This is a genomic window from Lutimonas saemankumensis, assembly GCF_020171465.1.
Classification (GTDB): Bacteria; Bacteroidota; Bacteroidia; order Flavobacteriales; family Flavobacteriaceae; genus Lutimonas; species Lutimonas saemankumensis.
The window spans coordinates 60,821-76,001 of the sequence record NZ_JAIUZR010000003.1; the positions used below are offsets into that span (position 1 = coordinate 60,821).

Genomic DNA, 15,181 nt, shown 5'->3' on the forward strand with positions numbered 1-15,181 from the left:
TACCCAGGCCGAAACATTATATGTTAAGATTGAATAATGGTTAAAAAACTTAGATACAGAAGAAGAAAATGAGTCAGAAGTTTGATGCTATAGTAATTGGGACGGGTATTTCCGGCGGATGGGCCGCGAAGGAACTTTGTGAAAACGGTCTGAAAACATTGGTTTTGGAAAGAGGGAGAATGGTCAGGCACGTAACTGATTACCCAACCATGTTTAAGGAAAACTGGGATTTTAAATATCGTAACAGGTCATCCGTGAAAGACGCCAAAAGGCAGGAAAAACAATCCAGAACGGGATACACCACGGCTGAGGAACACAGACACTGGTTTGTTGATGACATCGATCATCCTTATTCTGAAACAAAAAGATTCGACTGGATGAGGGGTTATCATGTAGGTGGAAGATCCATCACTTGGGGAAGGCATTCATATCGATTGAGTGAAATGGATTTTGAGGCCAATAAAAAAGACGGATACGGGGTAGACTGGCCGATAAGATACAAGGATATCGAGCCCTGGTACGATAAAGTTGAAGAATATATTGGAGTGAGCGGGACCAACCTGGGCCTCAGTCAGCTTCCCGATGGTAAATTTACAGAAGCCATGGAATTCAACTGTGTTGAGGCTGATTTTGCCGAAAGGGTGGCGGATAAAATGAACGGCCGGGTGGTAACACATGGTCGAATTGCACATATAACCGGAGATAAGGTGCATGAGGGAAGAGCAAAGTGCCAGTTTAGGAACAGATGTATGAGAGGTTGTCCTTACGGAGGATATTTTAGCAGCAATTCATCAACCCTTCCTGCCGCCGAAAGAACGGGCAATATGACCCTCAGGCCTAATTCCATAGTCTACGAGATTGTTTATGATGAAGCTAAAGGAAAAGCCTCAGGGGTTCGCGTCATTGATTCAGAAACAAAAGAAAAGCTTTTTTTTGAAGCAGAAATCATTTTTTGTTGTGCCTCGGCGATTGCATCAACCTCGATTCTTATGCAGTCAAAATCAAAAAGATTTCCAAATGGTTTAGGCAATGACAGCGGAGAACTGGGTCACAATATTATGGATCATCACCTCGGAGTAGGCGCTTATGCCATTGTTGACGAACATCAGGATGACTACTACAAAGGAAGGCGTCCCGGAGGTATGTATATCCCGAGATTCAGAAATCTGGATGAGAAATCACAGCGATCAGATTATGTAAGAGGCTACGGTTATCAGGGAGCTGCAAGCAGAAGGAACTGGAGAAGAGGTATTGCTGAAATGAGTTTTGGTGAATCTATGAAAAATGAACTGGTAAAACCAGGCCCATGGGTGATCGGAATTACAGGATTTGGAGAATGTCTTCCCTATCACGACAATAAGATAACATTGAATTACGATAAGACGGACCAGTGGGGGTTACCCACAATTGACTTTGATGTTGAGTTTAAGGAAAATGAGAGGAAAATGAGGATCGATATTCAGGAACAGGCTGTTGCAATGCTTAAAGCAGCAGGTTATGAAAAAGTCCAGGGGTTTGATAACCCTAATGATTATGCACCGGGACTGGCCATACATGAAATGGGAGGAGCAAGGATGGGAAGAGATCCCGGGACTTCTGTTTTGAACGGATATAATCAGGTTCATGCAGTGAAAAATGTATATGTCACTGACGGGGCATGTATGACTTCTTCAGGCTGTCAGAATCCATCCCTGACCTATATGGCTCTTACAGCAAGAGCAGCGAATCACGCAGCCAAAGAGTTTAATAAAAACAAAAATAAAGAGATATGAAAAGGAGAGAGGCGTTAAAGGGCCTGGGTATGGCAACGGGATTACTTGTAGCAACACCTGCCGCTTTAAGCGTATTGCAGTCTTGTGAAGAAAAGAAGGAGACTTGGTCAGCTTTATTTTTGAAACCCGAAGAAAAGAAGCTGGTATCGGACCTGGTAGACATCATATTACCCTCAGGTGCTACTCCAGGCGGTTTGGAATTGAATCTTCCTCAGTTTATTGACCTAATGTGCAAGGATACATTATCTGAAGAGGAGCAACATTTATTTCATGAAGGCAGTAAAATCTTTTCCGTCAGGCTGGAAGAACTTTCCGGTAAAATGACGGAAAAAACCACTAGAAAAGAGGTAGAGGAATTGTTTTTAAAATATTTCAAGCTAAATCCAAAGGAAGAGGGTAAAGTAAAATATTTGTTGTATCGTAACAGGGATGAGCTGGATGAAAAGGAAAAAAAGGACTTTGATCTTTACAAATTTCTTTTTACGGTTAGAGGGCTTTCATTGTTTGGCTATTTCACGTCTGAAAAAGTAGGAACCCAGGTACTTAATTTTGATCCCATTCCGGGAGAATATTCACCTTGTATACCTGTATCTGAGGTGGGAAATGCCTGGACTATTTGATCAAAAAACATTCATTTTTTAGTATGCAAAGTAAATTTATCATTGTACTGTTTTCCGTTTTCGTGGTGGCAGGATTTTCTAATTTAAGAGAAGATGAGGAAATGAAAAATCACAAAGTTGGATTAAGCTTAAAAATTAATGCCAAGTTAGGAGAGGGTGCTTTCTGGGATCATAAGGAGAAGCTATTGTATTGGGTTGATATTGAGGATCGAAAAGTTTTTTTATTTGATCCCCTTACAAAATCGAATCAGGTTTTTGAAACCCCGTCGCGTGTTGGAACCGTGGTGCCAAAAAGTAGGCATGAAGCAGTTATCGCCCTGGAGGATGGGATTTACATACTTAATACTGAATCGGGGAACATTTCACTTTTGTCAGATGTGGAATCCAAAATGAATGAAAACCGATTTAATGATGGTAAATGTGATCCTAACGGAAACTTATGGGTGGGATCCATGCATTTGGAGCAGACAGCTCCAAAGGCCAACCTTTACAAAATAAGCCCATCCGGTGAGAGTACTAAAATGCTTGACAGCATAACGATTTCCAATGGTATAGTTTGGACAAGGGATAAAAGTACCATGTATTATATAGATACTCCTACTGGCCATATAAGGGCATTTGACTATGATTTAGATACAAGTGAAATTTCCAATGAACGTATCGCTGTGGTGATTCCTGAATCACTGGGTTATGGAGATGGTATGGCTATCGATGAAGAAGACAAGCTTTGGGTTGCTCTCTGGAATGGAAATTCTGTGGTTAGGTTTGATCCTGAATCTGGTGAGCTTATGGAGAAAATTATTATTCCTGCACATAATGTAACTTCTTGTTCATTTGGAGGCCCCAACTTTGAAACGCTTTATATCACTACGTCAAGTCTCGATATGAATGAAGAAGAATCAAGGAAATTCCCTGATGCAGGATCGATATTTGAGGTGAAGCCAGGAGTAAGGGGAGTTAAAGGTAATTTTTTTGGACAATAATATGATTATAATAGTGATGGGCGTTAGCGGATGTGGTAAAACCACGATCGCCCGAGAACTTTCAAACAGGCTTGATATTCCATTTTATGATGCAGATAGCTATCATCCGCAGGAGAACATTGACAAAATGTCGAGTGGAACACCTTTGAACGACCAAGACCGCGCATCCTGGCTGGAAATTCTTTCTTCCAATTTACAGGAGTGGGAAGCAGTAAATGGAGCGGTCCTTGCCTGTTCCGCCTTAAAGGAAAAGTATAGAAAAATATTGTCCAGAAATCTTAAAAACATTCAATGGGTCTATCTTGATGGATCGTATGACCTTATCATGGATCGGATCAATAAGAGAACCGGACATTATATGAGTGGAAAATTGCTAAAATCTCAATTTCAGGCTCTTGAGATCCCGCAGTATGGAATACATGTGGATATAGCGCAGTCGCCTGTAGAAATCGTTGATCAAATAAAATCAGATATGGAAAGTAAAAAGAGTGAATTCGGTGTCTTTGGTTTGGGTGTAATGGGGAGCAGTATCAGCTTGAACGTTGCAGATAAGGGATACCGGTTATCTGTATATAACAGGGCTGATGGGGGTGAAGCAGATGTGGTGGATAATTTTTTATCTGAAAATTCAGAATACAAGAATATATATGGATTTACTGAACTGAAGGCTTTTATTGATTCTCTTTCAAGACCCAGAAAGATCCTTATTATGATCAAGGCCGGGCCAACGGTTGATTTGGTTCTCAATCAACTGTTTCCTTTACTTGAAGAGGGCGATATTGTAATTGACGGAGGGAATTCCCATTATCTGAACACAAAGAAAAGATTCGATCTCGCCCGGGAATTTGGAATCGAATTTATTGGAGCAGGAATTTCAGGAGGTGAAGAAGGAGCCAGGAAAGGGCCTTCAATCATGCCTGGAGGAAGTGCGGAAAGTTATGGGCAGGTTTCCGATATTTTGGAATCCATTGCTGCCAAAGATGATTTTGGAAAAACCTGTTGTGCCTATATAGGCCCAGAAGGGTCAGGCCATTTTATTAAAATGGTCCACAATGGGATCGAATATGTGGAAATGCAGTTGTTGGCAGAGATTTATGCTTTGTTATCCAAGCAGATGGATTACCAGGAAATGGCCTCACTGTTTAAAAATTGGAACAGTGGAAAGGCTTACAGTTATCTTTTGGACATTACCATTACAATTTTGGAGAAAAAGGAAGGAGATGTCTACTTGCTGGATTTGATCCTGGACAGAGCGGGAAACAAGGGAACCGGGTCCTGGTCGAGTAAAGCCGCTTTTGATCTTGGTATACCAAACACAATGATGTCCTCGGCAGTATTTGCAAGATACATTTCTTCTTTTAAGGAAGCACGTGTAAAAATGGCCTTGAAATTGGAAACCAAAGAAAAGAGCACGGCCAACATAGACCTAAAATCCTTGGAACAGGCATATCATTTTGGTAGACTGATCAATCATCAACAAGGCTTTAAGCTCATGGAATCAGCATCAAACTCATTCAATTGGAATTTGAATTTCTCTGAAATAGCAAGAATATGGTCCGATGGCTGCATTATTAAGTCGTATTTGATGAATGAGTTGCATGAGGAGTTCAAATCAGAGCAGGACTTAATTCAAATGAATTCTGTTTTTGAAGCACTCAGGAAAACGGAGCAATCCGTAAAGCATGTTTTAGCCGTGGCTCTTGATAACAGGGTTTCCATGCATTGTCTGACAGCTTCCTATCACTATTGGATCGATATGACGAGTGCAAGGTTATCAGCCAATCTTATACAGGCACAGAGAGATTTTTTTGGGGCGCATACTTACCAGCGAACAGATTCGCCGGAATCGGAATATTTTCATACGAATTGGTTGTAATAACCTAGTTTTTAGATGATTATTGAAGTGCTTGGCAATAAGGTTTTCCGTTTAAAATCAACGCCACCTCTTCATGCTGGTATAATAAATTAGTGGTTTCTTCCGTTTATTATTAAAAATTGCGAAGAAATGAAAAATGAAAGATCAGGAGTTTCTGACAATCACGACAGAAAGAAACAGAGCGTAAAAGATATCTTTAACAGCAAGGCCCAACGGCTCGCTGAGAAGGAATACGAAGAGTATTACAATAGAATCAGGCAACTGAGCCGAGGGCTCTGATCAGCTTATCTTGAAAAAATCTCTGACATAAGCCAGTTTCTGATTATGTGTCATATTACCCGTAGTATTCGTTGCCTTAAGCTTTAAGGCCAGATCCGGAGTATCCGAAACAATTTTTTCCAATTTAAACTTCATTTGAGCGGGCCCAAACAAAAGTATTTCATCAGCTTTTGACAATTCTTTGACAATTTTCTGAAGGAATTTGTTGGTGTATTCTTTGATTCTGTTTTCTTTTCCTTTTTCATCTACCATGTACTGATCGCCAAACCTGCCAAATTGCTTTTTCTCCCCTTCTTCCCTGATTCTCGTTTCAATCCCAGAATAGATGATTTTGGATTGTACCGATTTTTTCGTGAGTGTAATGAGGTTAGCCTCTTTTTGATCGATCCAGATACCTAGCTTTCGCATAACAGAATAATTTAAATTAATACTCTATTTTATCTTCTTTTTCTTTCCATGTTTTAAAGGCCTTCAACGCCTCTTCGCGATTTAACTGCTCAAATGGAATCTTTCTTTTGCTCAATTCCAAATTGAGCTCCTGATAAATAAAATTATCGTCAAAACCGATTTTTGCTGCGTCGGTTTTATTACAGCCGTAATATACTTTTTCAGGCCTGGCCCAATAAATTGCACCAAGGCACATTGGACAGGGCTCACAGTTTGTATAAATGATACAACCTTCGAGCTGAAAAGAATCAAGATGTTTACAAGCCTCTCTTATCGCGATAATTTCAGCATGAGCCGTAGGATCATTTGTGGAGGTAACTTTGTTATTCCCTCTGCCAATAATCTCCCCGTCTTTAACTATTACACATCCAAAAGGCCCTCCTTCATTCTGAATAACTCCTTTGATTGCAATGGCCGTTGCCTGATCCATATATCCAGTATCTTCATTTGATACTTCATCATTCTGATCATTGAGCGCTTTGGCAGCTTCATCAATAAATTTCTTATTAAAATTATTGCACATGGATCTAAAGGTTCATATTAAGGTGAAAGACAGGGCATACCCGCCTTTCACCTTCAATTTCAGTTATACTTTCAGGCTTCCAACCATATCCTCTGGCTTAACCCATTCGTCAAATTCTTCTCCGGTCAGAAAACCAAGATTAATGGCTTCTTCTCTTAAAGTTGTTCCGTTTTTATGAGCGGTCTTGGCAATTTTAGCGGAATTCTCATAACCTATCTTTGTATTCAAAGCTGTAACCAGCATCAGTGAATTGTTCAGTAATTCCTGAATTTTCGGATAGTTTGGTTCAATTCCTACCGCGCAATTATCGTTGAAAGAAACGCATGCATCACCAATGAGTTGGGCCGAGTGCAAAGCGTTGGCAGCCATCACAGGTTTGAAAACATTTAATTCATAATGCCCTGTCATGCCACCTACCGTTACTGCAACATCATTCCCAATGACCTGTGCACAAACCATTGTAAGCGCTTCTGACTGTGTAGGGTTTACTTTTCCGGGCATGATAGAAGATCCAGGTTCATTCGCCGGAATAATGATTTCTCCAATACCACTTCTTGGTCCTGAAGCGAGCATTCTGATATCATTGGCTATTTTCATCAGCGATACCGCAAGTTGTTTTAAGGCACCATGAGTTTCAACCACAGCATCATGGGCTGCAAGGGCTTCAAATTTATTCTCAGCCGAGACAAAAGGTAATTCTGTAAATTCAGCTATATATTTTGCCACAAGTTCCGCATATCCTTCCGGAGTGTTGATTCCTGTTCCAACGGCTGTTCCTCCCAGGGCCAATTCGGATAGGTGCTCAAGCGTATTCTTAAGTGCTTTTATCCCATGATCAAGTTGCGAGACATATCCTGAAAATTCCTGCCCCAAAGTAAGCGGAGTCGCATCCATCAAATGCGTTCTTCCAATTTTTACAACATTCGAGAATTCGATTGACTTTTGATGAAGTGTTTCTCTTAATTGTTCTACTCCGGGAATCGTAACTTCAACGACCTTTTTGTAAATAGCAATATGCATACCTGTTGGGAAGGTATCATTAGAAGATTGAGACTTGTTCACATCATCGTTTGGATGAATGAAACGCTCACTGTCCGTAAGATCACCACCGCGATTTACGTGGGCTTTATTGGCGATTACCTCATTACAGTTCATGTTGCTTTGTGTTCCGGATCCGGTTTGCCATATAACCAGTGGAAATTGATCTGTTAATTTACCTTCCAGTATTTCATCACATACCGCTCCTATGGCATCTCGTTTTTCCTTATCAAGTACACCCAGTTCGTGATTTGTATATGCTGCTGCTTTTTTCAAATAGGCAAATCCTTCTATGATTTCCTTTGGCATTGAAGCTGCTTCCCCAATTTTAAAATTGTTTCTGGATCTTTCTGTTTGAGCTCCCCAGTATTTATCTGCGGGTACCTGGACTTCTCCAATTGTATCGCGCTCTATTCTGTAATTCATGTGTGATAAATTTGATTCTAAACGTGCATCAAAGATACAAAACAACAGGCAGAAAAGGGCTCAAATCAAGGTGATTTTTGTCATGAAATGGTTGAGCGTAAGCTTGTATTTTCGCAGGTTTGGATTCTATCCGCCAAATTCTCCTCCTTCATCTCCATCCATTCCGCCACGCTGTCTCTGACGCTGTTTTTTCTGATTGAAACGATAGGTAAAGGAAAGTCTGAATTGACGCTGTCGCCATTGAAATTCACTCTTTTGTTCAAAGGAGTTGGTAAGGGTATTTGAGACGCGTTTTCTCGAATTGAACATGTCATCCACGTTAAATACCAGTGTGCCGTTTCCTTTCAAAATATCCTTACTGAAAGCCATATTGGCCATAAACATTCCATCTGTTTTGGTTTGAGAGTTCTGTCTTGGGCCCCGGAACATCAGGGTGGTCTGCCAGTCGATTTCAGCGGGTAACATGATCTTGGAACTCGCCCTGGTAAACCAGCTGTTAAAATTGGACCCAAAGTCAACCCCGTCGTATTCTCCATCAATGGTTGAGTTGTAGAAATTAAAGCTCAGGTTGAACCTCCAGTTTTTCTTTGGGGTGTAGTTGGCTGAAAATTCAGTGCCGAACCGATCTTCTGTACTGAGGTTTATAGGAGTTATTCTGATAATTGGGATGCCATCTTCGGTTGTTTGTCCCGTGTCCTGTCTTATAAATTGAAATACATCTGTGGCATGGCTGAAATAAACAGAAGTGTTAAAAGTAACTTTTTGCCATCTTTTAAAATATCCCAGATCCATTCCATGAGAAATGGAAGGGTCAAGATCCGGATTTCCCTGAAATATGTTTGTCTGACTTGATTGAGAAGGAAAAGGATTAATAAACCAGGACCTTGGTCTTCTGATCCTGCTGTTATAACCCAGTGTCAGGTTTTCACTCTCCGTAAATTCATATACCAGGTTTACAGTAGGAAAGAAATTGACGTAATTTTTGGTATTTACTGAGTCGATATTTTTTCCGGTTGATCGGATATCTATATTTGTTCCTTCAACCCTCAATCCCAGTAAAGCTGAAAATTTCCCAAACTTGTTCCCGTATTGCCCGTAAAACGCTGATATCAGCTCTTCATATTCAAAAAAATTGGTAAGGCTGTCATTCACTATGAAATCTCCATTTTCATCTTCGTCATAAAACCTGTAATCCGTATCCCTGTCTTCAGCGTTTATTCTAACCCCGAGTTCAACCTGCTGATTCTCACCAATAGGAAGGACATAGTCACTTTGAAGGAGGAATCGTTTTTGTATTTCATCGGAATAAATTTTTTGAGATGGCAGGTCCTTTTGTGCAGGAAAAAGTTCCTCATTGGTGATCAGGCTGTTAAGCGTTTGGCTGTTGTCCTGATATTGGAGATCGAGATCAATCTGGTGGCCTTCATTTTTGAATTTATGCATGAAATTCAGGTCATACTGAAAAACGTTTCCATCCGATTCTTCATTCTCATTTCTGAATGTGGTATTGGCCAGATCATCAAAATCATTATAGGCGTCCGTGAAATTTTCAGAGGAATTGCCTCTTTTCGAATCCCGGTACAAAAAACTTCCTGTAAGTGATGTGTTTTTTGTAAAATAATATTCAAGGCCAATATTGGCATTCAAGTTTTTTCTCGATCTAATGTAATCGATCTTCTGGTCTGTAAAAGGGTAGGTGGCATTGGGAGAAAAATAAACCGTCTCATAACTGGCATTACCCGGTGCTTCTCTGTCCGAATAGCCTATATTTGTAAAGAAGTTTACTTTTTCCAGTCGGTAATTCAGGCTGGCTGATCCTCCGTAATATTTTGGCTCACCGAGATTTATGGTACCGACACCGTTAAATCCTGTAGCTTTGTCTCTTCTTAATATAATATTCAAAATTCCTGCTGTTCCTTCGGCATCATATCTGGCTGAAGGACTCGTGATAACCTCAACTTTAGCAATGGCATCTGCAGGGAATTGACGCAAAGCTTCAGTATCGTTCAAACCAATCAAGCCACTTGGTTTACCATCAATCAGGATTCTGACATTTTCATTTCCCCGAAGGCTCACTACACCTTCAGCATCAACGGTTACTGAAGGAACATTGTCAAGCACATCACTCGCAGTTCCCCCTTTTACCGTCATATCTTTTCCTACGTTATAGATCTTTTTATCAAGTCTGACTTCCATAGTACTTTTTTCGGCAATGACTTCAACTTCATCAAGCGCTTCTGAATCTTCCTCAAGAAAAATTTCTCCAAGATCAATATTTTCGTTGATTTCAATATTCTCGAGGGATACAGTTTTAAAAGAAAGGAATTCAAAGCTTATATTGTATCTGCCTCTTGGGGCTTCAATCAGAAATTTTCCTTTGTCATCGGTCATACCACCAAAAACCTTCTGACCCCTTAATGGTTTCAAAATAACCGTAGTAAACTCCAAGGGTATTTTTTCATTCTTTTCATAAACCACCCCAATAATTTCAAACGTTTCCCGCTGGGGTCTTCCATCTCCCTCAGGTCTTTTACGCTCTTGACTTAAGCCGATTGAATGAATAAAAAAAAGGCAGATAAAAAGTATGGAAAGTCTCATAGGGTCGTTTCAGTAAAGATCATCATTTGGACGTGCAAGATAGATTTTAGTTTAAACGACAACTTGTTAATATTTTGTTAATTTAAATTACTCATATAATTAATTGTCATTTTAAAATAATGTATTATTTTTGGCACAGAAATAAACCAAGTATAAACGGATATGGAAATAGGTCAATTTTTAGGATTTTTAGTTTTTTTAACCATCTTTACAATGGGGTTCTGGATGTTGATTTTTCTGTTGACCACGGTGGTTCCGTATTGGTTATTTGGTAATTTAATCGAAAATTGGAAGTTAAAGAAGGAAGCCAAAAAGGCAAAATCAAAATAAAACGAAAAGCTTGTTGAATTAACAAGCTTTTTTTATGCTTCCTTTAGAGATTTTTCTACTGTTTGAGTTGATCTTCAATTTCAAAAATATTCTTGTCTATATCTTTAGCCCTGTTCTGACTGTTTCTTCTATTGCTCTTATTGAAACGATACGAAAAGGAAAGCAGGTATTGTGTATCGAATATAAAGTCTCTTTGGGTTATCGTATTCGCCTCCAAAGAACTGAATTGTGCTTTCTTAGTATAAAATATATCATTGACCTTAAAGCTTAAAGTAGATTTGCCTCCCCAAAAATCTTTGGCAACGTTGAGATTAGCGTACTGGAAGGCTTTTAATTCAGTTATCGCAGTTTTCTGAGCTGATTGATAAGTATAGTCTATATTGAAACGCAAGGTATTATTGATCCTGTAGAGAAGCCTGAAATTCCCGTACCAGACCCAGTTATCAAAGTCGTAAGCATTATCACGGGTGTCTGAGAGTTGAGAATAGTAAGGACTTAAAACACCATAGAGCCTCAGCTTATTGTTGGGGCTATACGTAGCTTCCACCTCTAAACCGGTGTAGTTCAATGTTCCATTGTTAATGGGTATTCTTCTAAAAATATCAAATCCGTCAATGGTCTGATTACCAGTATTCTCCAGTACGTTTAATATCCTGTCCGTGGAATTTGAGTAAAAAAGAGCTGTATTCATTGTTACCTTTTCGAATTCATGATAGTATTCAAGGTAGAAATAGTTTGTGTAATAAGGTTGCAGATAAGGGTTTCCAACCAGAATAAATCTTTCATCAGTAAATGAATTGAACGGATTAAGTTGGGATATCGAAGGCCTGTCAATATACTTAGTGTATCCGATGGAAAGAAGATTATCTTCTTTAAAAGAATACGTGATCAATGCATTTGGAAAAAGATCTGTATAATCATTTGCAAAAGTTGAATCTATGATTTTTTCTTCAATCTCCGTATTTGTGATTTCAGTTCGAAGGCCAAGAGAAAAACTCAATTTTTCAAGTTGTTTGGAATAACTAGCATAAAAAGCATTAATGGTTTCTTTATATGCAATTCTGCTCGTAAAATCGGGGATCAAATCAAATCTGTTCGTTGAAGGATTTAAATTGCTCGAGGCAAAATCATTGTCGTAATTTCTGAAACTGGTTTTTATTCCTGCTTCAAAGTTTGCATCATTTTTTAGAGGAAGTGTATAATCTGCTTTCAGATAGAAGTTATCGACAGATTCATCCTTAACATACTTTTGCTCAGAAACACCATTTCCAGGAAAGGTTTCTGTATTTAAGATATCCGTTTCATTATCTGCCAGGCTGTTGTCGTATTTCAGGTCGAACGACAGCTGGTGACCTTCCTTTTCGAATCTGGTGGCGTAACGAATATAGGCCTCCAAAAACCCTTCATCTGTATTGTCATCTACATCTCGAATGGAGGATTTTATCAACGTATTTAAGGGTTGATAATCATTCAAAATCAATTCGGAATCATAGTTTTTGTTGGCGTTGGTATATAGAACAGATGTTGTGAGTGTATTCTTTTCGTCAAGATAAAAGTCACTCCCCAAATTGATCAAAAAACTATTTCTCTGCCTGTAATCAGATCGAATCTGATCAAAATTTCCCGTTGGTTCCTGATTCTCGTCCAAAAAGATCTGTTCGATCTCCGTGTCCTTGATTTTGACAGCATGGTTGAAACTTACAGTAGAATACATATTGATCTTGTCTGTTTTATAATTGACAAAAGCCGACAAACCATCATTATCTGGTATTCCAAGGTGTCCCTCTACCGTTCCGTTATAGCCTTCAATTGTTCTTTTCTTCAGGATAATATTTAAAATTGCACCGCTTCCTTCGGCATCGTATTTTGCCGATTGAGAAATGATCTCTACCTTGTTAATTGAGTTGGCCGGTATCAGACTCAGAATATCCGCATTGCTAATCTGTCCTGCATAAGGTTTTCCGTCTACAAGGACAAGAGCAGGGTTACCTCTTATGGTTATATTTCCCTGTAAATCAACTTTTACCGTTGGGGTATTTTCAAGAACTGTAATTGCATTTCCTCCAATATTAGCGATATCTTTCGAGGCATTATAAATCTTTTTTGTCATTTCATGATCAACCAGTTTTGACCTGGCAATCAACTCAATTTCATCCAGGTTTTCTACATTCTTCTCCAGCTCTATCACACCCATCTCAATGTCCTGATTGACCGATAGGACTTTAATAATAAAAGGCTGGAACGATAAGGACTCGACGATGCAGTAATATTTGGAATCCTGAACTGATAATTCAAATTTACCTTCTTTATCCGTTACATCCCCGGTAAGTTCACCTGAATTGATATCCTGAAGAGTCACCGTCACAAATTGCAAGGGAAGGTGAGTTTCGGCATCTTTAACATAGCCGGTAACGAGATTCGTTTTGTTTAGTTCCTGACCTAATAAACTGAAGGAGAGGAGAAACGTGATCAGAATACCAAATAGTTTCATTTCAAAAAGGCGCAATTCGATAAAAATAGCTTATTTCCGAACAAAATAAAATAGTGGTTTCGGGGTATTTTCAGTCATTTACATTGAGTTCGATATAGTTAAAGGAGATCTTTGATTTTTTCCGGAGGTCTGCCTATTACGGCCTTTTCTCCTTTCACAAAAATTGGTCTTTCGATCAATTTTGGGAATTCAATCATGGCTTCAATCACTTCCTGTTCACTCAGATTTTTATTTTTGAAATTTTCTTTCCAGTCCCTTTCATTCTTTCTGACCAGTTCTATAGCCGGAATGTCTAATTTCCTTAAAATTTCAGTGAGTTCCTCAGCTGAAACAGGTTCTTTTAAGTATTCTCTGATTTCGAAATCCACATTGGCTTCCTTAACGATGGCAAGACCTTGTCTGCTTTTGCTGCACCTGGGATTGTGATAGATTTTCATTTTTAACAGGTTTGATTTGTTGTGAGTTCAAAAATAAAGCATTTTTTGCTTATGTTAAATTATATTTGCCCTATGATGTTAACAGATACGCACACCCATTTATATGTGGAACAATTCGACGAAGACAGGCGGGAAATTGTAGAAAAGGCAATTGCTCTGGGTATAGAGCGATTTTTTATTCCCGCCATCGACGCCTCCTATTATCCAAGAATGTATGAACTGGAGAGGTCTTTCCCGGAAAATATATTTTTGATGGCTGGTCTCCATCCGACTCACGTCAATAAAGATTATTTGCAGGAATTATCGGAAGTAGAGAAACAATTGGATAACCACAAGTTTTATGCAATTGGCGAAATTGGAATGGATCTGTACTGGGATAAGACCTTTCTGGAAGAACAGAAAGAAGCTTTTAAAGTGCAGATTTCCTGGGCGAAAAAAAGGAATCTGCCCATTGCGATCCATTGCAGGGAAGCGTTTGATGAGATTTTTGAGGTGATGGATCAGGTCAACGATGAAGATCTGAATGGAATTTTTCATTGTTTTACCGGAAACAGGGAACAGGCAGATAAAGTTTTATCCTATGGTTTTAAATTGGGAATCGGGGGAGTTGTTACGTTTAAGAATGGTGGTTTGGATAAATTTATTGGAGAAATACCCTTGGAACATATTGTGCTTGAAACGGATTCTCCCTATCTTGCTCCGAGCCCTTTTCGCGGGAAGAGAAATGAGAGTGCCTATCTTATTCATATTCTGGATAAACTAGCAGATATTTATGGCTGTAGCCCTGAAATAATAGCTAAAATCACAACGAAGAATTCTCAGGAACTCTTTGGAGTATAAAACGATAATGAATTCATACGAAACAGCTTACATTAAGACACCTCTGGGAATTGCCAAAATCGTTGGGGATCAGGAAGGTATTTCGGAAGTTTCTGTCCTTGAAGAAAGGCTGCCTGTAACTGAAAATCCTTCTCAGGTACTTTTGGAATGTATCAGGCAGTTGAACGAGTATTTTTCGGGTGAAAGAAAAGTGTTTACCATTAAATTGAATCCTGCAGGTACGGCGTTTCAAAAGAAAGTTTGGATGGAATTGTTATCGATACCTTATGGGAAGACTTCAACATACATGGAACAGACCTTGAAATTAGGTGATAGCAAAGCGATAAGAGCCGTGGCTGCTGCCAACGGTAAAAATCCAATATGGATAATCATTCCCTGTCACCGAGTTATTGGTAAAAACGGATCACTTACGGGTTATGCCGGAGGATTGTGGAGAAAGAAATGGTTACTTGAACATGAAAGTCCTACCCGGCAGACAAGTTTGTTTTAGGATCGTGGAAATTGGAGGAATAAATTGCTAT

General features: G+C 39.2%; 13 protein-coding genes. 7 read left to right on the top strand and 6 right to left on the bottom strand.

The genetic code is table 11. The features are described from left to right. Window positions 1-68 precede the first annotated feature (68 nt). From LCM02_RS01630 to LCM02_RS01650, 5 genes are all read left to right on the top strand, one after another. Complete coding sequence (locus tag LCM02_RS01630) at window positions 69-1,772, top strand: GMC oxidoreductase (protein ID WP_224926571.1); 1,704 nt, start codon at window positions 69-71, stop codon at window positions 1,770-1,772. Beyond that, window positions 1,769-2,392: a gluconate 2-dehydrogenase subunit 3 family protein gene (locus LCM02_RS01635; RefSeq protein WP_224926572.1), complete on the top strand. Its 624-nt coding sequence runs from the start codon at window positions 1,769-1,771 to the stop codon at window positions 2,390-2,392. Before LCM02_RS01630 ends, LCM02_RS01635 begins: the two co-directional genes overlap by 4 nt. Window positions 2,393-2,415: 23 nt before the next feature. Further along, window positions 2,416-3,375 carry an SMP-30/gluconolactonase/LRE family protein gene (locus tag LCM02_RS01640; RefSeq protein WP_224926573.1) on the top strand — a complete coding sequence of 320 codons (960 nt, stop codon included), beginning with the start codon at window positions 2,416-2,418 and terminating at the stop codon, window positions 3,373-3,375. 1 nt (window position 3,376) lies between these two features. After that, window positions 3,377-5,251, top strand: coding sequence for an NADP-dependent phosphogluconate dehydrogenase (gene gndA, locus LCM02_RS01645; RefSeq protein WP_224926574.1), 1,875 nt, complete (start codon window positions 3,377-3,379; stop codon window positions 5,249-5,251). A gap of 129 nt (window positions 5,252-5,380) precedes the next feature. After that, a complete protein-coding gene (locus LCM02_RS01650; protein ID WP_224926575.1) occupies window positions 5,381-5,530 on the top strand; it encodes a hypothetical protein in 150 nt (49 codons plus the stop codon). Here the strand turns inward: LCM02_RS01650 and LCM02_RS01655 are convergent, their stop codons facing one another. From LCM02_RS01655 to arsC, 6 genes are all read right to left on the bottom strand, one after another. Further along, window positions 5,531-5,938, bottom strand: a complete 408-nt coding sequence (locus tag LCM02_RS01655; protein ID WP_224926576.1) for a hypothetical protein — start codon at window positions 5,936-5,938, stop codon at window positions 5,531-5,533. 16 nt (window positions 5,939-5,954) lie between these two features. Next, window positions 5,955-6,500, bottom strand: coding sequence for a nucleoside deaminase (locus LCM02_RS01660; RefSeq protein WP_262902476.1), 546 nt, complete (start codon window positions 6,498-6,500; stop codon window positions 5,955-5,957). A 63-nt stretch (window positions 6,501-6,563) separates the two neighbouring features. Continuing rightward, entirely contained in the window at window positions 6,564-7,964 is a 1,401-nt protein-coding gene (gene fumC, locus LCM02_RS01665; RefSeq protein WP_224926577.1) for a class II fumarate hydratase, read from the bottom strand. A gap of 126 nt (window positions 7,965-8,090) precedes the next feature. Beyond that, the gene (locus LCM02_RS01670; RefSeq protein ID WP_224926578.1) at window positions 8,091-10,562 is read right to left on the bottom strand and encodes a TonB-dependent receptor domain-containing protein; all 2,472 of its coding nucleotides are present in this window, start codon (window positions 10,560-10,562) and stop codon (window positions 8,091-8,093) included. Window positions 10,563-10,947: 385 nt separating this feature from the next. Further along, window positions 10,948-13,383: an outer membrane beta-barrel family protein gene (locus tag LCM02_RS01675; protein ID WP_224926579.1), complete on the bottom strand. Its 2,436-nt coding sequence runs from the start codon at window positions 13,381-13,383 to the stop codon at window positions 10,948-10,950. Between the two features lie 98 nt (window positions 13,384-13,481). After that, window positions 13,482-13,820 carry an arsenate reductase (glutaredoxin) gene (gene arsC, locus LCM02_RS01680; RefSeq protein ID WP_224926580.1) on the bottom strand — a complete coding sequence of 113 codons (339 nt, stop codon included), beginning with the start codon at window positions 13,818-13,820 and terminating at the stop codon, window positions 13,482-13,484. A 72-nt stretch (window positions 13,821-13,892) separates the two neighbouring features. On the opposite strand from arsC, the gene LCM02_RS01685 reads away from it, so the two are divergent. Together LCM02_RS01685 and LCM02_RS01690 are read left to right on the top strand one after the other, a co-directional pair. Beyond that, window positions 13,893-14,660, top strand: a complete 768-nt coding sequence (locus LCM02_RS01685) for a TatD family hydrolase (protein WP_224926581.1) — start codon at window positions 13,893-13,895, stop codon at window positions 14,658-14,660. A 7-nt stretch (window positions 14,661-14,667) separates the two neighbouring features. Further along, window positions 14,668-15,150 carry a methylated-DNA--[protein]-cysteine S-methyltransferase gene (locus LCM02_RS01690; RefSeq protein ID WP_224926582.1) on the top strand — a complete coding sequence of 161 codons (483 nt, stop codon included), beginning with the start codon at window positions 14,668-14,670 and terminating at the stop codon, window positions 15,148-15,150. Window positions 15,151-15,181: the final 31 nt, after the last annotated feature.